Source organism: Citrobacter sp. GW821-FHT07H02, assembly GCF_059418505.1.
The window spans coordinates 38,833-59,031 of record NZ_JBWKPZ010000029.1 but is presented as its reverse complement, the minus strand read 5'-3'; the positions used below and the strand labels follow the sequence as shown (position 1 = coordinate 59,031).

At 51.4% G+C, this 20,199-nt stretch carries 16 protein-coding genes; 14 read left to right on the top strand and 2 right to left on the bottom strand.

The genetic code is table 11. The annotated features are described in order from the left end of the window. Nucleotides 1–403: 403 nt before the first annotated feature. The 13 genes from AC07NP_RS21315 (at nucleotide 404) to AC07NP_RS21255 (ending at nucleotide 15,525) form a co-directional block, all read left to right on the top strand. Nucleotides 404–2,083: a hypothetical protein gene (locus tag AC07NP_RS21315; RefSeq protein ID WP_494661653.1), complete on the top strand. Its 1,680-nt coding sequence runs from the start codon at nucleotides 404–406 to the stop codon at nucleotides 2,081–2,083. Between the two features lie 13 nt (nucleotides 2,084–2,096). Further along, nucleotides 2,097–2,393 (top strand): DUF1496 domain-containing protein, encoded by a 297-nt coding sequence (locus tag AC07NP_RS21310; RefSeq protein WP_494661652.1) that lies wholly within the window; start codon nucleotides 2,097–2,099, stop codon nucleotides 2,391–2,393. Nucleotides 2,394–2,456: 63 nt separating this feature from the next. Further along, a complete protein-coding gene (locus AC07NP_RS21305) occupies nucleotides 2,457–3,647 on the top strand; it encodes a UDP-N-acetylglucosamine 4,6-dehydratase (protein ID WP_494661651.1) in 1,191 nt (396 codons plus the stop codon). A 10-nt stretch (nucleotides 3,648–3,657) separates the two neighbouring features. Further along, nucleotides 3,658–4,803 (top strand): LegC family aminotransferase, encoded by a 1,146-nt coding sequence (locus tag AC07NP_RS21300; RefSeq protein WP_494661650.1) that lies wholly within the window; start codon nucleotides 3,658–3,660, stop codon nucleotides 4,801–4,803. 4 nt (nucleotides 4,804–4,807) lie between these two features. Continuing rightward, complete coding sequence (neuC, locus tag AC07NP_RS21295; RefSeq protein WP_494661649.1) at nucleotides 4,808–5,965, top strand: UDP-N-acetylglucosamine 2-epimerase; 1,158 nt, start codon at nucleotides 4,808–4,810, stop codon at nucleotides 5,963–5,965. Beyond that, nucleotides 5,962–7,035 carry an N-acetylneuraminate synthase gene (neuB, locus tag AC07NP_RS21290; protein WP_494661648.1) on the top strand — a complete coding sequence of 358 codons (1,074 nt, stop codon included), beginning with the start codon at nucleotides 5,962–5,964 and terminating at the stop codon, nucleotides 7,033–7,035. Before neuC ends, neuB begins: the two co-directional genes overlap by 4 nt. After that, complete coding sequence (locus AC07NP_RS21285) at nucleotides 7,028–7,678, top strand: acetyltransferase (protein ID WP_494661647.1); 651 nt, start codon at nucleotides 7,028–7,030, stop codon at nucleotides 7,676–7,678. The genes neuB and AC07NP_RS21285 overlap by 8 nt, the downstream gene beginning before the upstream one ends. 7 nt (nucleotides 7,679–7,685) lie before the next feature. Next, nucleotides 7,686–8,741 carry a nucleotidyltransferase family protein gene (locus AC07NP_RS21280; protein WP_494661646.1) on the top strand — a complete coding sequence of 352 codons (1,056 nt, stop codon included), beginning with the start codon at nucleotides 7,686–7,688 and terminating at the stop codon, nucleotides 8,739–8,741. Next, nucleotides 8,742–9,422, top strand: coding sequence for an acylneuraminate cytidylyltransferase family protein (locus AC07NP_RS21275; RefSeq protein ID WP_494661645.1), 681 nt, complete (start codon nucleotides 8,742–8,744; stop codon nucleotides 9,420–9,422). A gap of 327 nt (nucleotides 9,423–9,749) precedes the next feature. Then, nucleotides 9,750–10,424 carry a response regulator gene (locus tag AC07NP_RS21270; RefSeq protein WP_203358750.1) on the top strand — a complete coding sequence of 225 codons (675 nt, stop codon included), beginning with the start codon at nucleotides 9,750–9,752 and terminating at the stop codon, nucleotides 10,422–10,424. A gap of 38 nt (nucleotides 10,425–10,462) precedes the next feature. Beyond that, nucleotides 10,463–11,824: an ATP-binding protein gene (locus AC07NP_RS21265; protein WP_494661644.1), complete on the top strand. Its 1,362-nt coding sequence runs from the start codon at nucleotides 10,463–10,465 to the stop codon at nucleotides 11,822–11,824. Between the two features lie 742 nt (nucleotides 11,825–12,566). Beyond that, complete coding sequence (locus AC07NP_RS21260) at nucleotides 12,567–13,271, top strand: oligogalacturonate-specific porin KdgM family protein (protein WP_494661643.1); 705 nt, start codon at nucleotides 12,567–12,569, stop codon at nucleotides 13,269–13,271. A 700-nt stretch (nucleotides 13,272–13,971) separates the two neighbouring features. After that, a complete protein-coding gene (locus AC07NP_RS21255; RefSeq protein WP_494661642.1) occupies nucleotides 13,972–15,525 on the top strand; it encodes a peptide MFS transporter in 1,554 nt (517 codons plus the stop codon). 124 nt (nucleotides 15,526–15,649) lie between these two features. Here the strand turns inward: AC07NP_RS21255 and AC07NP_RS21250 are convergent, their stop codons facing one another. After that, the gene (locus AC07NP_RS21250) at nucleotides 15,650–16,012 is read right to left on the bottom strand and encodes a YcgJ family protein (RefSeq protein WP_494661641.1); all 363 of its coding nucleotides are present in this window, start codon (nucleotides 16,010–16,012) and stop codon (nucleotides 15,650–15,652) included. 182 nt (nucleotides 16,013–16,194) lie between these two features. Next, on the bottom strand, nucleotides 16,195–18,171 hold the full coding sequence (locus AC07NP_RS21245; RefSeq protein WP_494661640.1) for an alkyl/aryl-sulfatase: 1,977 nt from the start codon (nucleotides 18,169–18,171) through the stop codon (nucleotides 16,195–16,197). A gap of 410 nt (nucleotides 18,172–18,581) precedes the next feature. Between AC07NP_RS21245 and AC07NP_RS21240 the strand changes: the two genes are divergently transcribed. Then, entirely contained in the window at nucleotides 18,582–20,198 is a 1,617-nt protein-coding gene (locus tag AC07NP_RS21240; RefSeq protein WP_494661656.1) for a mechanosensitive ion channel family protein, read from the top strand. Nucleotide 20,199: the final 1 nt, after the last annotated feature.

Sequence of the window (20,199 nt, the reverse complement as noted above, 5' to 3'; positions counted from 1 at the left end):
GTGGGTTGACACCCACCGAGATGGAAAGACAAAGAACCTCTGGCTGTGTCCAAATTAAGTAGACCACTTCACGCCCGCCCCGGTCGCCTGGAGGAATAAACGGAGGGAGACCGCAAAGCGGCAATTTTCCTGCCGGGAGCCGGGATTGTTAAGGGTGCGGCGATAGCACCCTTAACCCGTTCACGGGGCATGAAATGCCAGAGAAGCGAAGAACATGAAGTGAACGGAACCCTTCGCGAAACCAGCATGCTACTTCTTCTGGATAAATACCTCAGGCTTTCGGTTTGCCAGCGATTAACTGACCAGCATTAGGGACGTCGGAGGATGATTCATTGTTGGCACGGTATTTGCTTTTTACCAGACAATAATGCCGTGAACGTCAGCGAAGACAGAGAAAAGTGTGATGACTCAACCTCTCCCCCATCTGGTGCGGATCTATCTCGATCCCTTTACGATGCCCATGTTGCAACAGTTGCTTCATTTTTGCCGTCATAGCGAAGAAGAGCACACAACGTCCCTCACTACCTGGGGACGTTCGACCTTGCAGGATGGCGAACAGCTGCACCCGCGCCATCAGCATTTTAAGCAGGGCATCGCCCCTGTCATTGGGGTTTACGAGCGATTGATTGCGCTGTGCGAGCAGCATGGGTGCATCGAGGTTGAGATTCACTCCAATCTTATCTATAGCTCGGATGCGCTGGCACCGCTGCTTAACGCACTGCACTTTCTCAAATATCCGGTGCGGATGCTGCATCTCTATGAAGATGGAACGTTCGACTACTGTGAGTTGCTCAAGTTAAGCGATGAACCGGAGCGGCTGACCCAACGGGAAGCGATACTGTCTCGCCTTGAGAGCTATCTCTATGAATCTCCTCGTAGCGTCGGCTTTAGTGGTCCGGGACAAGACAAGATAATCGTGGGGCAGGGGTGGCACCGGTTCTATCCTACCCGCTACCACATGGTACGACCTGACATTATGACCCGCTTGCCCGCCTTAAAATCGCTGGCCGACGAACTGCTCCCCCATATGGAGCGGACCGACTGGGGGGATTTTGATTTGTTGGCCCCCCATCAGCAGGCGTGGTTGTTCCGTGCCGTTGGGGTTGACAGGGCATCCCTGGAGGAGCAGCTGGCCGGGTGCGAGGATGCGATCATCGTGCTGGGAACGTCGCAAAACGTTCAGGACGCACAAGGCCTGGCCGCGCGCGGGATCATCCGACTCCATCACGATTTACTCAAGCATATCCGCAAGGAGGGTTCTCCTCTTTATATTCGCGGCAAGCCGGCTTTGCTCTTTAAGGGGCATCCGGCAGGTTACATCGTAAATGAGCATATTGTTCGCCAACATCCCCGGCTTATTCCTCTCCCTGCGTCGATGCCGATGGAATTGCTGCTAATGCTCAAGACCCCTTTTCGGGGCATCTGCGGCTTTATGTCCAGCACCCATCTTAGCCTGAGCAAGGAGCAGATCCCCTTCATTCTCGCGCCGCCTGAGAAAAACGTGCCGCGCGACGTGGCGTTGCGCCAGTGGCCCCTGCAACGACTGGCGCTGCTGCTGGGTATCGTGGATGAACGGCAGATTGTGCTCTACAGCGAACTCTATCGACGCGGTGAAATCCCTTATCCGTATTGGGATAAATACACCAGCCAGTCTTTAGCGGGGATGAGGGCAATGAATGATATCAAGCGCGGATCGGGTCTGACATTGCCGCAGAAGAAGTTGGTGCTGGGTTTTTATATCAGCCACCCGGATGAGTTCGTCGCTCTGGAGAAGAGCCTGGACAATCTGATTCGGATGGGGTTCCCGTGCATCCTGGCGATTGATGAGACGAGCCCGGACTTTACCGCGGTGTGCGAGCACATGAACACGGTAACACGCAAAGATCTGCAGGCATTTACCCTCGCAGCAATCAAAGAGGCGGACTTCCGTTTCGACTGTTTCGCCGTACCTGCGGGGCGGGAAGACCTGCATACCTGGGGTTATCACTGGACGGAGTATAGCCCCGTGGGCAGTCAGGGCACTCAGCAGCAGATGATTCTGGGGATCCTTAATGCCCAGAAGAAATATGTGATTCTAATGTGAAGTGAGGAAATCGATGAGAACGCGCCTGATGTTCACGCTGTTATCGCTGCTGTCCGCACAGGCGGTGGCGAACCGGACTGAATTCAACATTAATACCGACACTCTCAGCGAACGTGCCTGTTACTTCGACGGTAAACGCTATTCCGAAGGCGCTGAGTTGCAGAACGGCACAGAGACTATTCGCTGCGGTGTGCTGGACGATGTGACTGAAAACGGCGCATTGGGGTGGTTGCGGGAAGGCGATACAGAGAAAACCAGCATCAGGCAACGTCAGGATGACACGGGCCGGGTCATAGAGATCCGTAAATAAGCTGCCCGGAACGGGATGTGGGCTGTTGAGTTAAACACATGACAATTTTTGCCAGGAATCACCATGCTTTCAATACTTCCCCTCATTGGGCGAACTGACGCCTTGTTTGTTCAGGACATCGGCGATGTTGGAACCGCGCTGGATAGGCACGTTTCCCGGTCCCGCTTTCTTGTTTTAGGCGGTGCAGGCTCAATCGGTCAGGCCGTCACCCGGGAGATTTTTAAACGCCAGCCCAAAAAACTGCATGTTGTTGATATTAGTGAAAACAACATCGTCGAACTGGTTCGTGATATCCGCAGTTCACTGGGTTATATCGACGGGGATTTTCAGACCTTTGCCCTGGATATCGGTTCTCTCGAGTATGACGCGTTTATCGAGGCCGATGGCCAGTATGACTATGTTCTCAACTTGTCTGCCCTCAAGCATGTACGCAGTGAAAAAGATCCGTACACCCTGATGAGAATGATCGACGTCAACGTCTTCAATACTGACAAGACACTTCGACAGTCTATTGCGGCAGGCGTTAAAAAATACTTTTGCGTGTCCACCGATAAGGCGGCCAACCCCGTCAATATGATGGGGGCCTCCAAGCGGATTATGGAGATGTTCCTGATGCGCAGAAGCGAACAAATCAGTATCTCTACCGCGCGTTTTGCCAATGTGGCGTTCTCAGATGGTTCCCTGCTTCACGGTTTTAATCAGAGGCTGCAGAAGCATCAACCGATCGTGGCCCCGAACGATATAAAACGCTATTTCGTGACCCCGCAGGAAGCCGGTGAACTGTGTTTGATGTCCTGCATTTTTGGTGAAAACAGAGACATTTTCTTCCCTAAATTGCGCGAAGAGCAGCATCTCATCACCTTTGCGGAGATCGCCGCCAAATACCTCCAACAGCGGGGATATGAGCCATATCTCTGTCGGGATGAAAATGAGGCGCGCGAGCTTGCAAGAACATTGCCGGAGCAGGGGCGTTGGCCTTGCCTGTTCACCACCAGCGATACGACGGGCGAAAAAGAGTTCGAAGAGTTCTTTACGGAAAAAGAAATACTGGATATGGCGCGATTCAACCGTATCGGTGTGATTAAAAATGCCCCCATTTACCCGTCAGAATTGCTGGACGTCTTTGAGCAAAAAATTGCTGCGATGAGAGCAAATCGTCGATGGAGCAAGGAGGAGATCGTTTCTCTTTTCTTCGAGGTGATACCCGATTTCGGTCATCAGGAAACCGGTAAGTACCTAGATGCAAAGATGTAAGGTGGATCAAATGCAATCATCCCGTCTGGTCGCGTTTATTCGCGATATATATAAAACCAATGGGGTTATCCCGTTGCATGCGCCAGTTTTTTCTGAAAAGGAACGCATTAACGTCACGGACACGATTGAGAGTTCGTTTGTGTCCAGCGTGGGTAACTATGTCGGTGAATTTGAACGCCGGATAGAGGCGTTTACCGGCAGTACGCGTGCGGTTGCGACCGTCAACGGAACGGCTGCGCTTCACGCCGCCTTATACATGGCCGGTATTAAGCGAAACGACCTGGTGATCACCCAGGCCCTGACGTTTGTGGCAACCTGCAATGCGCTTTACCACATGGGCGCGCAACCCGTATTTGTCGATGTCTCGAAAACCAGTCTGAGCCTCTGCCCGCGAGCTGTTGAGGCGTATCTACAAGAGCATGCTGTTCTGACCGAGTTGGGGTGCTACCACAAGCGAACGGGGCAGCGTATCAAGGCGGTTGTGCCGATGCACACCTTCGGCCACCCTGCTGAACTGGATGAATTACTGCTGCTATGCCAGCAATGGCACCTGATCCTGATCGAGGATGCGGCTGAAAGCCTGGGATCCTTCTACAAGGGCCAACATACGGGTACGGTGGGCGAGTTTGGCACCCTCAGTTTCAACGGCAACAAGATAATCACCACGGGCGGCGGCGGTATGGTGTTATGTCGGCGTGTAGAGCAGGGCGTTCATACCCGGCATGTCACAACGACGGCGAAGGTGCCCCATCCTTATGAATTTTTCCACGATGAACCGGGGTTTAACTACCGCCTGCCGAACCTCAATGCTGCGCTGGGGTGCGCTCAGATGGAAGCACTCCCGACGTTCCTGAAACAGAAACGGGCATTAGCACAGCACTATGCGGCATTCTTCCAGGGGCAGGATTGTCAGTTTGTACGGGAACCGGGATACGCGAGTTCCAACTACTGGCTCAATGCCATCATCTGCGAGAGCGAGACCCAGCGTGACGCGTTGCTGACAGAAACCAACGCCAGTGGCGTGATGACTCGCCCCGTCTGGAAACTCATGCATCGACTGCCGATGTTTGCCGGTGCGTTTCGCGGCGAACTGAAGGTCTCTGAGTGGCTTGAAAGCCGGGTGATTAACCTGCCCAGTTCGCCTGTTGAGGTCTGACGCAATGAGACGAATTGCTGTCTTTACCGGCACCCGGGCGGAGTATGGGTTGCTCTATTGGTTGATGAAAGAGATCGCTGCGGCTCCCGATCTGGAACTGAAAACGGTGGTTTCCGGCGCGCATTTGTCACCCGAATTTGGACTGACCTACCGGCAGATCGAACAAGATGGTTTTCAGATAGATGAGCGCGTTGAGATGCTGCTCTCTTCTGACACTGCGGTGGGCGTCATCAAAAGCATGGGGCTTGCGCTAATCGGCATGGCCGATGTCCTGGCACGACTTACGCCGGATGTGCTGGTGATCCTCGGGGATCGTTACGAGGCGCTGGCGATGGCACAGGCGGCGATGATCATGCGAATTCCCGTGGCGCACCTGCATGGCGGTGAAATTACCGAAGGCGCTTACGATGATGCCATTCGTCATGCGATCACCAAGCTAAGTTATCTCCATTTCACCGCCAATGACGCCTATCGTCAGCGTGTGATCCAGCTTGGAGAAGCGCCTGAGCGCGTGTTCAATTTGGGGGCCGTGGGGCTTGATCACATCGACAGGACACCGCTGATGTCCAGGGATGCGTTGAGCGCATCCCTCGGGTTCGCGCTCGACAAACCCTATTTCGTGGTGACTTACCATCCCGTCACACTTTTTTCAGAGCCTGCGGTAGAGAGCTTTCAGGCATTGCTGAACGCGCTGGATGATTATCCTGACTACCAGGTGATTGTGACGTACCCCAACGCGGATGATGGCGGGCGACAACTCATTCCGTTACTTGAGCACTATGCGGCGTTACAGCCAGAGCGGGTGCTGGCTATCCCTTCCCTGGGCCACCAGCGATACCTCAGTGCGGTCAAACATTGCGCTGCCGTTATAGGCAACTCTTCCAGCGGCATCATCGAAGTTCCTTCGCTCGGGGTGCCAACGGTGAATATTGGGCAGCGGCAGAAGGGGAGAATGGCGGCTGCCAGCGTGGTGAATTGCCAGCCCGATAGCGCCTCTATTTCGTCTGCCATCAACGACGCGCTGTGTCCTCTTCCCGCCAGTGCCTTTACCAACCCGTATGGCACGGGGGATGTGAGCGCCCGTATTGTGGCGGTACTGCGTCGTTATCCGCTGACATCAGCCAAAGCTTTTCATGATATCGCCAGGAGTTTACCCCAATGATCCGCATTATCGCCGAGGCCGGCGTCAATCATAATGGGGACGAGTCCCTGGCCCATGCGCTTGTCGATGCTGCTCATCAGGCCGGTGCAGACATCGTGAAATTTCAAACGTTCAGGGCAGATAAACTGGTTACCGGCAATGCCCGGCAAGCCGATTATCAGACGACCAATACGGGGAAATCGGAAAGCCAGCTCGCCATGCTCTCCCGATTAGAGCTCTCTTTTGATGCGCATCTTAGCCTCATCCGCCATTGCGAAGCGCTGGGGATCGGATTTCTTTCCACGGCCTTTGATGACGACAGCCTTGATTTCCTGGTCCGCGATATCAAGCTGCAAACCCTGAAAATTCCCTCTGGTGAGCTGACCAATGCGCCCTTTGTCCTCAGGCATGCCCGCAGCGGCTGCAACCTGATTGTGTCCACCGGGATGGCGACCCTTGCCGAGGTGGAATCAGCCCTGGCGGTAATCGCCTTTGGCATGATCCGGGAACACGATGCAACGCCGGGTATGGAATCCTTTATGGCGGCCTATGCCTCACCGCAGGGGCAGGCGGCGCTGCGCGAAAAAGTGACGCTGCTGCACTGCACCACCGAATACCCGGCGCCGATGTCTGATATCAATCTTAACGCGATGGACACTCTGGCCCAGGCCTTCGGCCTGCCGGTGGGTTACTCCGACCATAGCGAGGGCATTACGGTGCCTGTTGCTGCCGCCGCCCGTGGTGCCTGTCTTATCGAAAAACACTTTACCCTCGATAAAACGATGGCCGGGCCCGATCACAAGGCGTCACTGGAACCGTCTGAGCTGGCCGACATGGTCAATGCGATCCGCAATGTGGAGGTGGCGCTCGGCAATGGCATCAAGGGACCGCGCCCGTGTGAGCTGAAAAACAAAGCCATTGCCAGAAAGAGCCTGGTGGCGGCCTGCGACATCGCACCGGGTACCGTGCTCAATGAGCAGAACGTGGCGATCATGCGACCCGGCGAGGGCATGAGCCCCTATTCCTGGTGGGATGTTATCGGCAAGCGAGCAAGCCATGCCTACCTGGCGGGAGATCTGATCCGTGAATAAGCCGCTGATTATGATCGGCGCAGGGGGCCATGCTTCAGTACTGGCCGATATCCTCACCCGACAGGGGCAGACGATCCTTGCGTTGGTTGCGCCAGACTCATCCGGAAAAGGGGCGTTGGCTGGATTACCGCTGTGGCAGGACGAGACGCTCTGTATGACGGTCCCCCCCGAAGAATGCCTGTTGGTCAACGGGATAGGCTCATTACCGGGATGCGGACTGCGCGCCCGAATCTTCTCGCGCTATAGCGAAAAGGGATATCGCTTTGCCTGCGTACTTGCACAGGAAGCGGTTATCTCCCCCCATGCAAGCCTCGGACAGGGGGTACAGGTGATGCCGGGTGCCATTGTACAAAGCGGTGCGCAGATCGGTGACAACAGCATCATCAATACCGGTGCCATTGTCGAGCATGACAGCGTGGTGGGCCGCCACGCTCACCTTGCCCCACGCGCCGTTTTATGTGGTGGCGTGACTCTGGGGGAGCGCGTGCATGTCGGTAGCGGAGCCATCGTTGTCCAGGGGCTGCAACTGGGGAACGAGGCTGTTGTCGGCGCCGGGGCGACTTTGACCCGTAATTTGCCTGAAAATCACATTGTCTATCCTGCCCGTCCTTATCTGACCGAGCGGAATAATAAACAGGGATAATATTGCAATGAGCAAAGATTGGAAAAAGATCTTGTTATCACCCCAGGATTCTCTGCGTGATGCCTTGTCTATCGTCAATGAAGAAGCCCTGCGCGTGGCCATGGTTGTTGATGATCAGGAGAGACTGTTGGGGGTCGTCACGGATGGCGATATCAGACGCGCAATTCTGGCTGACGTGAGCCTGAGCACTGCCGTTGCAGAGGTCATGAACTGCACCCCGGTGACTTCTCCCATGAATTGCAGCCGAAATGAAGTTCTAACAGAAATGAAGACGCGCAGTATTCTTTCTATTCCGGTGGTGGCTGAGGATGGTCGCCTGGTCGGGCTGGAAACCTGGGAGACGGCTTCGGCTCATCGGCGATATGAAAATCCTGTCTTTATCATGGCGGGTGGGTTCGGTACGCGCCTGAAACCGCTGACAGATCATTGTCCAAAGCCGATGCTGAAAATTGGCGGAAAGCCGATGCTGGAAATCCTGGTTGAGCGTTTTGCAAAAACCGGATTCAAAAATATATATATTTCAACCCACTATTTGCCAGACATTATCAGGGATTATTTTGGTGACGGGCGTCACTGGGGGGTTAATATTGAATATGTGCACGAAGAAACGCCTCTTGGTACCGGCGGAGCTTTGGGGTTGCTACCCGACAACATCCCTGACTTACCCCTGATTATGATCAATGGCGATGTGCTGACCTCGCTCGATTTTGAACGTTTCATGCTATTTCATGATACGCACTCACCGGCAGCCACCATGTGTATTCGCCAGTATGAATACCAGGTACCTTATGGCGTTATCAGTTGTGATGGCGAAAAAGTTATCGAAATGACAGAAAAACCGATCCACCGTTATTTCGTTAATGCAGGTATTTATATGCTGAGCCAGACGGTTCTTAAAAGCGTGCCCAAAGGGATATCCATTGATATGCCCGCGCTGCTGGATTCGAATATCAATAATGGCTCCAGTGTATTGATGTTCCCCATTCACGAATATTGGTTAGATATTGGCCGTCTGGATGATTTCCATCGTGCTCAGGCCGATATTCATCAGTTGGTGTGGTAAATGAAAATAGCCATCATCCCAGCACGTGGGGGGAGCAAACGTCTACCTGGAAAGAATATAAAGGTTTTATCCGGTAAGCCCATGATCGCCTGGTCTATTGAGGCGGCGCTAAACAGTACATTATTTGATCGGGTGCTGGTGAGTACCGATTGCCAGGAAATCTCGGATATCGCAGAGCACTATGGTGCCATTGTGCCTTGTTTAAGACCTGCTATACTGGCAAGCGATACGGCAACGACGAATGATGTTATTTCTCATATGGTTGCGATTGTTGAGGCGCAGTGGGGAAACGTGAATACGATCACCTTACTGCAACCGACATCACCGCTACGAACAGCGTCAAATATTGTTGAGGCTCACGCGTTGTATGAGAAAATGGAGGCGTTGAGCGTTATTTCTGTCTGCGAAATGGAGCATCCTGTCCAGTTATGTAATAAACTACCAGCAGATCATTCTATGTCTGGTTTTGTTCAGGAAAAATATAATGTGAGAAGTCAGGAGTTAGAGTCCTATTACCGGATTAATGGGGCTATCTATATTTTTGACAGAACATTTGTGGGTTCTTTAACCGGTATCTATGGCGATAAATCATACGCCTACATTATGAAGCAAGATGACTCTATCGATATTGATAGCATGCTGGATTTCGACATTGCAGAAATCATTATGACCCGACGATGACCTCACGTTTGCCATTAAATAGAGATGTAAAACTACCGACATGATTGAAAATAACGCATACCGTTGAAAAAAGACATATGTCCCATTTCAAGGGTAAATCCTTATAATAAATAGGTGTACTTATTGGCCGAAAAGTAAAAATAGAGGGTTGGCAATAAAACATAATAGGGAGGGGCATAACTTTTTTTAAGGAGTGTTCGTTTTTTTATGTGAGTTGCATCCCATATTTTTGATACAACGTTTCGATTATTTGATTAAAATTCCATTGACTCCCCCTAAGTTAAATTCTTTAATTGGCAACTTTAGTGTTGCAAGTGTGTGTGCCTTATGAAAATACTCCTGGTCGAAGACGACAAGTTGCTTAATCATCATTTAACCAGTTTATTGACTGAGTCCGACAATCAGGTATACAGCACAGATCGTGCCCGGGTAGCACTGCACTATGCGGCTGATTACCCTATTGATGTGGCCATTATCGATCTCGGTTTACCTGATCTGAGTGGTGTGCAACTCATCAGTGAGTTGAGAGCGCGGCGAATACCCTTTCCCATCATTGTGTTGACCGCCCGTGGCAGTTGGCAGGATAAGGTGGAAGGGCTGGAGGCCGGGGCTGATGACTATATGGTCAAACCGTTTCAGAAAGATGAGTTGCTGGCGCGGCTCAACGCCTTAGTGCGCCGAAGCGCTGGTTTCATCTCTCCCAGGGTGAAGGTGGGAAATTATGAACTGGACCTCTCCCGTAAAGTGTTGACCATTGGTAGCGAAGCGGTCGTACTGACCAGCTTTGAATATCAGATCCTGGAGTATTTGATGCGCAATGCTCTCCAGGTCGTCTCTAAGCAACAGCTACTCGACCAGCTTTATGGCGATGGCGAGGGGGATCCGAATGTCGTGGAGGTAATGGTCAGCCGTCTGCGCAAAAAGCTGGATCCAGAAGGAACTATTCTGCCCATTTCCACTATTCGTCGTCAGGGTTACATCTTTACTATCCCCTGCAACTGAATACGACTATTCAGCTTTTTATCTGCTGTCGAGAACCCATGCAACTGATCCTTCGCTCCCTCCATTTCAAGCTGATCATGAGCGCCATGTTGATCATTGCGTTCATGATGTCCTTCTCGGTCTATGTGCTCTACATGGGGCACGCCGAAGAGCAGTCCCAGAAGGTCAGTACCCGCATGCAGGAGAATCTGTCCAGACTCCTCTCTGCCGGGCATCCGGCCTCGCATGGGTTCAAGAATTTTGACAACACCCGGCAGGATATCAGCGATCCCGAGCTGGACACATTGATCTGTCGCGCCGATGGCCAACTGAGCTGGTCGAGCCTGTTTATCCCGGAGGTGATCAAGTCCAAAGAAACCCTTTGCCAGGATCTGATGAACTACCTTGGGGGATTATCTCAGGATTATTTTTTCAAGCATTACACCATCAAAAGCGGTGAGAGTTACTTTATCTACAGCCTGCGCTTCCAGCGCAACCATGGTGATGGCCCCACTACCTACTATGTGGTGATGTTCAACTCCGACGCCGACTTTCGTGCCCACACGCGTGCCTATCTTTACTGGTGCATTCGCCAGGCGCTGTTGGCTTATTCGTTACTCGGTGTTCTGTTGATGCTCGCCTGTTTCTGGAGCCTTTCTTCACTGCGCACCATGGCACATCAAATAGATGAAATCCGGGAAGGTAAACGGGAAGCGCTCTCCCATAATTACGAGCGGGAATTACTGCCGTTAACCGAATCGGTTAACCAGCTACTGGAAAATGAGCGGCAACAGACTCAGCGCTACCAGCATGCTTTGAACGATCTGGCGCACAGCCTGAAGACCCGTCTGTCTTTGATCCAGATTACGACGCAGGAGTTCAGGTCCGGTCGGGAGAGCCATGACAATCTCGAAGATCAGATAGTTATTATGGATCAGATTATCCAGTATCAGCTTCGTCGTGCGGTCTCCGGGCGTAAGCGCCTCGCCAGCAGAGGCACGGAACCGGTGCCCCTCATCGAGAAACTGCTGGCGAACCTCTCCAGGGTCTACCGGCATAAGAAGTTGCAGACTCGCTTTTTATTTGATGATGATGTTTTTTTTGCCGGCGAACAGGGCGATTTGATGGAGCTGATGGGCAATCTCCTCGACAATGCGTTCAAGTTTGCGATCAGTGAAATCAAGGTGACCGTTAGCCATCACTACAATCGGCTGAAGATTGAGGTCGAGGACGACGGTCCCGGTGTCGCGCCGGACAAGTTACAACAGATCTTCTTGCGCGGGGTGCGGGCCGACAGCTCATCCGGTCAGGGGATAGGCCTCGCCGTGGCGACTGAAATCGTACACAGTTATGGCGGGCAAATCAGGGTTGAGAAGTCCCCTCTGGGCGGGGCTCATTTTATTTTGATATTCTCTGACTAGGCAGTCTCCTGTAATGACGTTACGGCGGTCAACGAAATCTGGCCGTCGTTTTCACAGACCCTCTCCGGCGCAAATCCGATCAGTTAATGCTCTGCTGATCCCATTATTAAACGTCATCCTGATGACCACTTCCCCTGCGGGTTGCTTTTTCATGCTACACCTCAACCACCGATCTTTTAATTAACGCATCCATTTTTAAATCGTTTCATTTTTCTAATGGAACTGAGCAAATAGTATACCAGAAAGAATAACCGTCAATGTTCTGAGAATGGCGGCGTTCATCGTTATGACTGAATAAATTATTTATTATTCTAAATTAATTATCTGAATAAGTAATTTTACGTCCTGGGGTATTTTTGTACGCATTATTTAAATAATCCTATTTGTTTAATTTTAGAGATGTGAAAATCATTTCACAAGTCACAGATCTTGTTTGTGAAATGATGTTTTATATTGCAGGGTTCGATGTTCTTGTTTTCTTGGGTTGCTGTTCTTTTAATTTTAGATAATTGTTTTAATGATATTTCAATGTAACCAAAAGATTACTGCGATTGTTAATTTTTATTGCAATTTAATGACATCTCCCCGTTTGTTTGACGTTTTCATGAACAGGTCATGGGGGCGTTCTACTCAGGTGCTGTCTGCTCTTAGGTAACGGCCAGTACTGTTTGATTTGTAGTCTATTTTTTACTCTGAAATTGTTTCGGAGTGCGTTTTTAGTTTAATAAAATAGGAATAAATAATGACGCGTGCTTTTAAACTGAGTTGCATTGCATTAGTTTTATCTTCCGCAAGTGCTCAGGCATTAACACTTGATTATCGCCACGAGTATAAACAAGACAGTAAGACACAAGCTAACCGTTTAAAACTTTCACACACGGCGCCAAATGGTGTTTTCGCCAGCGTTGAAGGTAAAATGGAAGAAAGCACAAAGGTTCAGAGTGATGGTTTCAAAGAAGGTAACGGTTCTTTCTCTGGTAGCGGCAGTGAATGGGAATTAGGCAAGAACTACGTCATCAACGATAAACTGACGTTAGCGCCAGCGTTAAACCTCGATAACGGTGATAAATTTGTTGGCTATCGTGCACAGGTTAAAGCCATTTATAAACTCAACGAGAACTGGGTGACAACCCTTCGCTGGCGTGGTGGTATCCAGAATGATGAAGATCCAAACGTTGCTAACAAAAACTATAACCAGTTTAACTGGGAGTTAGGATATGCAAACTCTCATTTCTCAGTTATGGGTGATGTAGAGCGTCGCTTTACTAACTACGATGATTATGAAGGTGACAACGGTTACTGGTTGTTCAACTTGACGGCGGCAATGCCGATTAATAAGCAATGGACGCCTTATACTGAAGTCGGTTATGTACCGCGTTATAACACCGTGGACGAAGAAGATGAAATGGAATTCCGTTATCGTTTAGGGGTTAAATACAACTTCTAATCGTTGAAATTCTACGATTCGCAGAGTGTTCCTGCGACAGTATAATCCGCTCCCCGGATGACTGATTGATATCAGTCTCCGGGGATTTGCTTAGGAATTATTGTATTTATGAGGCATTGCTCACGTTTTACGGGCGAGTGACGTCTTTTTTTACCGAGAATCCCAGACGCGCTGGTTTGTTTGACACCTGTTACTACGAGAAATCTAAAAACTCTATAAAATCAATATAATATAAATTATCCCTGCTGTTATTCCCGCATTGATGCCTGCCCTTTTTTTGACCTTCCTGACAATAACTCGTTGATCTGTATCAGGGGGTATCGCCCACTCTCCTGGAGAGTACAGAGAACCAACGTCATCTTGTTTACATCAATACAGCCAATGTGGTTATTCCATGTCGACACACCTTAAATGCAAAAACATCTTTATCAACTCTATGTTTATTAAAGAAAATATACAAAGTTTTTGAGTGATTTTCTATGTCAATAATTATTCACGGTTTGCCGATATAAAATCTGTGTAAGTAGATGTTTGTCGACTTTTCATCTTAAATTATGCTATTTGGTACTAGACAAAACTAGCCACTGGTTATCAAATGGTTAAATAATATTTCGCCGAATGTAAAGCAACGACCAGCGTCATAAAGGACGGCGTGCATTCTGGTGTTTATAAACACGACAACACCTCTCCAGGAGAATTTATGTCTTCCACTGTTAATCAAAACGAAAGCCGAACGTTCTTCGGCCATCCCTATCCGTTGGGATCGCTATTCTTCACAGAAATGTGGGAGCGATTCTCGTTTTACGGCATCCGCCCCTTACTGATCCTGTTTATGGCTGCGACCGTCTACGACGGCGGCATGGGACTGGCCCGTGAAAATGCGTCTGCCATTGTGGGTATTTTTGCCGGTACCATGTATCTTGCCGCGCTGCCTGGCGGTTGGCTGGCGGATAACTGGCTTGGTCAGCAGAAGGCCGTCTGGTACGGCTCTATTCTGATTGCGCTCGGTCACCTCTCTATCGCACTGTCCGCCTGGATGGGAGATAACCTGTTCTTTATCGGCCTGATGTTTATCGTCCTCGGTTCCGGCTTGTTCAAAACCTGTATCTCGGTGATGGTGGGGACGCTGTATAAGAAAGGCGATGCGCGTCGTGACGGCGGTTTCTCGTTGTTTTATATGGGGATCAATATCGGGTCCTTTATCGCGCCGCTGATTTCCGGCTGGCTGATTAAATCCCACGGCTGGCACTGGGGCTTTGGTATCGGCGGTATCGGAATGCTGGTGGCGTTGATTATCTTCCGCGTGTTTGCCGTTCCAGCGATGAAACGCTATGACAGCGAAGTGGGTCTGGATTCAACCTGGAACAGTCCTGTCGCGAAGAAGAAGGGCGTGGGTGGCTGGCTTTTGGCGCTGGCTGTCGGTATGGCGATCGTCGTAACGCTGATTGCTCAGGGTGTGATTGTGATTAACCCGGTCGCGGTGGCCAGCATGCTGGTTTACGTGATTGCGGCTTCTGTCGCGCTCTACTTCATTTATCTGTTTGTGTTTGCTGGTCTCAGCCGTAAAGAGCGCGCCAGGCTGCTGGTATGCTTTATTCTGCTGGTTTCTGCCGCCTTCTTCTGGTCTGCCTTTGAGCAGAAACCGACATCGTTCAACCTGTTTGCTAACGACTATACCAACCGCATGATCGGCGATTTCGAAATTCCGGCCGTATGGTTCCAGTCGATCAACGCATTGTTCATTATTCTGCTGGCGCCGGTATTTAGCTGGGCATGGCCGAAGCTGGCGCAGAACAATGTGCGTCCGAGCAGTATTACCAAGTTCGTGATCGGTATTTTGTGTGCCGCCGCAGGTTTCGGTTTGATGATGCTGGCTGCGCAAAACGTCCTGAGTAACGGCGGGGCGGGCGTATCGCCGCTGTGGCTGGTCGGGAGTATCCTGATGCTGACGCTTGGTGAACTGTGTCTGAGCCCGATAGGGCTTGCCACCATGACGCTGCTGGCGCCAGACAGAATGCGCGGTCAGATGATGGGGCTGTGGTTCTGTGCCAGTGCGCTGGGTAATCTGGCGGCAGGTTTGATTGGCGGTCATGTGAAAGCCGACCAACTGGATATGTTGCCGGATCTCTTCGCGCGTTGCTCCATTGCGCTGCTTATCTGTGCCGCCGTGCTGATCGTACTGATTGTTCCGGTGCGTCGTATGCTGGCAAATGCTCAGGTGAAAACAGAGCCAAAACCGGTAACCAACGCCTGATAAGCCGTGGTGTTGAACCGTAAAAAAACCGGCATGTGATGTGCCGGTTTTTTTCGTCTGAAGGGAGCCTTTAATCAGAATGGCTTCCGGCAGAGTGGGGCAGAGATGAACTGCCGGCTTACCCTCACTTCCCGAAAAGTAGCGCGGTATATTTCGTTGAAATGGCGCCGCTACGCTTTCCGTCTGCGCCGTAGTACCGGTCTTCGCGGCATATCCGTTCTTTGACATCGCAGAAAGTACCGTTGGCAAAGGTAAACTCGGTCGTATCAAATTCCCCCTGTGAAAACAGTCTCTTTGCGGCTTTTTCACCGAGGTACTTTTCGGTCTTATCGCGGGAAACGCCCTTCGCGCTGTCAGCGCAAATATACTGGTCGCAGAGCACGCCCGCTTCTGGAGAATGGAGCGCAGCGGGTTGCTTCGCACAGGCAGATGTCGCCACGGCAGCCAGCAGCAATGGCAGTGAATATGAAAGAATGTTTTTATTCAATGGAGTATCTCACTAAGTCGTTGGGAGCGTTCAGTCTAATCGGAACAATAGCGCGCTGCCAACCGCTTATCCTCAGGCATCCGGGAGGAGGGGGGAGTCATTCCCTTAACTCATGGGGTCAATACGACAGAGCCATCGTTAAATAACACCCCCGTGATCTGTTCGCGGGGGTGTTGATGAGGTTAAGGCGTAACGATGTTGAACCAGAACTCAAATTTATCCATGTAGCCGAGCATCTGGTCGAGTTTGGCGCCATCACCGGTCACCTTCACGTCGCCGCTATCCTGCGCCTGTTTCAGCGTGACCTCTTTCAGGATAATTTTGTTCAACGTGTCGCGATTCAGTGAAATGGTTGCGTCAGCCTCTTTCGCTTCGGCATTGGCGGTGTGGTTCAGCACGCCGTTCTCCAGCTCCAGCTTGTACTTGCCGCCGTCGCTACCGAGGTCGATGTTGAACACTGATTTCGCATCACCGGCTTTTTGACCGTTGATATGCACCGCCAGATAATCAAAGAACATTTCCGGGGTCATCGCACGTACGGTATCCGGGCTGGCGGTGTTCGGGGTCGGACCTTTCACCACGCCATTACGCAGTTCCTGCGCGCCGGTCAGGTAGAAGTTACGCCACGGGCCGGACTCGGCCTGATAGCCCAGTTGCTCCAGCGCATCCGCTTCCAGGTTACGCGCATCCTGGTTACCCGGATCAGCGAATACCACTTTACTGACCACCTGGGCAACCCAACGGTAGTTACCCTGGTCAAAGTCGGTTTTCGCTTTTTGCAGGATGGCGTCCGCACCGCCCATATATTCGACGAATTTCTTCGCTGCTTCTTCTGGCGGCAGTTCGTCCAGGGTCGCCGGATTGCCGTCAAACCAGCCGAGATAGAGCACGTAGGTGGCTTTCACATCGTGGCTGACCGAACCGTAGTAACCACGGTTCGCCCACGTATGCGCCAGTGAATCAGGCAGTTTAAAGTTGGCGGCAATCTCATCGCGGGTCAGGCCTTCGTTGGCCATACGCAAGGTCTGGTCGTTGATATAACGATAGAGATCACGCTGGCTCTTCAGCAGTTTGACGACATTCTCGTTACCCCACGTTGGCCAGTGGTGTTGCGCCATGATGATTTCGGCCTTATCACCCCAGCGCACGATTGCCGCGTTGATGTATTTCGACCACGGCAGTGGTTCACGAATTTTCGCGCCGCGCAGCGAGTAAGTGTTGTGCAGGGTGTGGGTCACATCTTCTGCGGATTCAATGAGTTTTTTCTCTTCGATAAACCACAGCATTTCTGAAGGCGCTTCGGAGCCCGGAGCCAGCATAAAGTCATAGGTCAGGCCATCAATGACTTCCTTCTGACCGTCTTTCTCAATGAAATTGGTCGGCGCAATCAGGGTGACGGTACCGGCAGACGTCGTCGTCCCCAGACCCGCACCCACCTGGCCTTTGGCATCCGGCTTCAGCAGGTTGCCGTACATATAGCTGGCACGGCGACTCATTACATTACCGGCCATAATGTTTTCCGCGACGGCGGCTTCCATAAAGCCAGCAGGCGCATACACTTTCACTTTACCGGATTTCACATCGGCTTCATCCACCACACCGCGCACGCCGCCATAGTGGTCAACGTGGCTGTGAGTGTAGATAACAGCGACTACCGGTTTGTTTCCGCGGTTTTTAAAGTAGAGATCCATACCGACTTTTGCGGTTTCCGCAGAAACCAGCGGGTCGACGACGGTAATCCCCTCTTTCCCTTCGATAATGGTCATATTCGACAGGTCAAGGTTGCGGATTTGGTATACACCGTCAGTGACTTCAAACAGGCCGCTGATGTTAATCAACTGAGACTGACGCCAGAGGCTTGGGTTTACCGTATCAGGCGCTTTTTCCCCTTCTTTAATAAAGGCATACTGCTGTGGGTTCCAGACTACGTTCCCCTGTTCGCCATGAATAATGTCGGAAGGAAGGGCGGCAATAAAACCTTTGTGGGCGTCGGTAAAGTCAGTGTTGTCGGAGAACGGAAGCTGGTTGTAGAGTTGTTCGTTGGCTTGCTTAGTGGCGGATGTGGCATCCTTAGAGGCGGTATCGGCATAGGCTGGAACAATGAATGTTGTTAACAAGCCTGCCAGTGCAATCCCTCTGGCGATGGGTTTTAGTCTCATTATGATTCTCACATTTTTTAGGTTTAGTGATGAATATCAGTTCGATCCCTAAAGTTACATTCTGTAACCCTCGCAATTAAATATAACCCGTTGTTAACATTCAGCCAGTTAATCCATACAAAAACTTAATTTAATAAATTTCGCTTAACATTTTGATTAATCTATCAGGATTAAAGCATCAGCGACGGGAAATCGATAAAGGGGATGCTGCCGGGAGAGGGAGGTGTAAACATCACTGCGGGTTTGTACGCCTTGAAAAAGGGCCGCATAAAATCGGGTAACGCTGAAAGGTGATCGCATGTTGGTAGATGAAAAAGCACCAGGCTGGTCTATGCTCAAAAAGAGTAATGACGACCTCTGGTTTTGACTCTATGAATAATAACGATAATTACACATTTTGGGTGGTGGTGATGAACAGGATGCTGCTCACTATTTTGGCGTGTTTTATGGTCATTCTGGCGCTCCCTTCCCAGGCGGCGGAACCCCGACAGCAGCCCACAGAACAAGAGCGTGCGCGCACGGTGTATATTTTTCATCAGCCCATTGTCATGTTGCAGGCGAAGTTTGGCCTGACCACGCCAGAAGAACGCGTTCTGCGTATCCACAATACATTGCGTAATTTCACCCAGGCCGACGTGCGCGAGCCGTTGAAAATTGTGCCTGTCACCCGTTATCGCCAGCAGGGACGGCTGATCGTGATGAACGGTAAACCGGTCATGCTATTGGCGGAAGGGGATCTGGATGAAGGGGACGACCTGACGCTCGACCAGGCGGCACAGCGCGTACTGGCCCGGATGGAGATCCAGCGCACCTCGCTGCGCGACCAGTATGACCGCGGCTGGCTTTCCCTCGCCGCTGTGAAAACCGCTGCAGGTTTGCTGGGACTCACGCTGTTCTGGTATGGCGCTTACCGCTCCTGGCGGTGGGTACGTCGACATTATCGACGTAAAATTTTCGAAAACCGCAGTTGGGTCCCGCAAAACTGGCGGCGTTTCGTTGGTGCGATTGAAACCCGATTATATGCGTTGTGGATGATTTTGCTCGGTATTATGGCGTTCTATGTCTGGCTAAGCTGGGTATTCAGCCTGTTTCCATGGACCCGGGTGTGGGGGGAATCGCTGGGAGACTGGTCAGTGCGGGTGGTCAGGGAAATCGCGCTGTCGATTGTCTCCGCATTACCAGGACTAATGATTGTCCTGCTCATTTTTGCCATCACCGCGCTGATTTTAAAACTGCTCAAAGTGATCCTTAATCAAGTGGAAGCCGGGCGGTTGACGTTGCCGGGCATTCACCCTGAAACGGTTGGCGCGACCCGTAAGCTTATCTCCGTGGTGGTGTGGCTGTTTGCGCTTTCGGCGGCGTATCCTTTTCTTCCCGGCGCGAATTCACTGGCGTTTAAAGGCATTAGCGTCTTTTTCGGTTTGATGCTCACACTCGGTTCTGCGGGGGTGATGAATCACGCCATGAGCGGGCTGGTACTCATCTATTCACGTGCGCTGCGCAAAGGTGATGTGATCCGTATTGCCGACAACGAAGGGCTGGTCAGTGAAATCGGTATGCTGGCTACCAAGATTATTACCCGGGAAAACTACGTCGTCACGGTTCCCAATGCGGTGGTGGTCAGTGGCAAAATTACCAATCTCAGCGCGCAAAATCCGGACGGCGGCGTCAATTTAACTGTGGGCGTCACTATCGGTTATGACACCCCCTGGCGTCAGGTGCATGCCATGCTTGAGCTGGCGGCCAACCGCGCCCAGGGCATCGATCATACGCAGCCGCCGTTGGTGCGCCAGCTCAGTCTGATGGACTGGTACATCTCTTATGAGCTACAGGTTCGTCTGCAGCCCGATACGTCGCTGGCGGCTGCCCGCGATGCCTTGCATAGCAATATTCAGGACGTTTTCAACGAATTCAATGTGCAAATCATGTCGCCGAACTTTGTTATGCAACCGAAAGGGGCGGTGATGGTGGCGAAGGACAATTGGTATGCTTCACCCGCAATGCCGCCCGAAAAGTCAGAGGCATAAA

What these genes read in the sequence shown, in the direction of transcription:
- AC07NP_RS21260 (WP_494661643.1), top strand. Translation starts at nt 12,567, where the DNA reads ATGACGCGTGCTTTTAAACTGAGTTGCATTGCATTAGTTTTATCTTCC.
- AC07NP_RS21270 (WP_203358750.1), top strand. Translation starts at nt 9,750, where the DNA reads ATGAAAATACTCCTGGTCGAAGACGACAAGTTGCTTAATCATCATTTA.
- AC07NP_RS21265 (WP_494661644.1), top strand. Translation starts at nt 10,463, where the DNA reads ATGCAACTGATCCTTCGCTCCCTCCATTTCAAGCTGATCATGAGCGCC.
- AC07NP_RS21305 (WP_494661651.1), top strand. Translation starts at nt 2,457, where the DNA reads ATGCTTTCAATACTTCCCCTCATTGGGCGAACTGACGCCTTGTTTGTT.
- AC07NP_RS21240 (WP_494661656.1), top strand. Translation starts at nt 18,582, where the DNA reads ATGAACAGGATGCTGCTCACTATTTTGGCGTGTTTTATGGTCATTCTG.
- AC07NP_RS21275 (WP_494661645.1), top strand. Translation starts at nt 8,742, where the DNA reads ATGAAAATAGCCATCATCCCAGCACGTGGGGGGAGCAAACGTCTACCT.
- AC07NP_RS21280 (WP_494661646.1), top strand. Translation starts at nt 7,686, where the DNA reads ATGAGCAAAGATTGGAAAAAGATCTTGTTATCACCCCAGGATTCTCTG.
- AC07NP_RS21300 (WP_494661650.1), top strand. Translation starts at nt 3,658, where the DNA reads ATGCAATCATCCCGTCTGGTCGCGTTTATTCGCGATATATATAAAACC.
- AC07NP_RS21245 (WP_494661640.1), bottom strand. Translation starts at nt 18,171, where the DNA reads ATGAGACTAAAACCCATCGCCAGAGGGATTGCACTGGCAGGCTTGTTA.
- neuB (WP_494661648.1), top strand. Translation starts at nt 5,962, where the DNA reads ATGATCCGCATTATCGCCGAGGCCGGCGTCAATCATAATGGGGACGAG.
- AC07NP_RS21255 (WP_494661642.1), top strand. Translation starts at nt 13,972, where the DNA reads ATGTCTTCCACTGTTAATCAAAACGAAAGCCGAACGTTCTTCGGCCAT.
- AC07NP_RS21315 (WP_494661653.1), top strand. Translation starts at nt 404, where the DNA reads ATGACTCAACCTCTCCCCCATCTGGTGCGGATCTATCTCGATCCCTTT.
- neuC (WP_494661649.1), top strand. Translation starts at nt 4,808, where the DNA reads ATGAGACGAATTGCTGTCTTTACCGGCACCCGGGCGGAGTATGGGTTG.
- AC07NP_RS21310 (WP_494661652.1), top strand. Translation starts at nt 2,097, where the DNA reads ATGAGAACGCGCCTGATGTTCACGCTGTTATCGCTGCTGTCCGCACAG.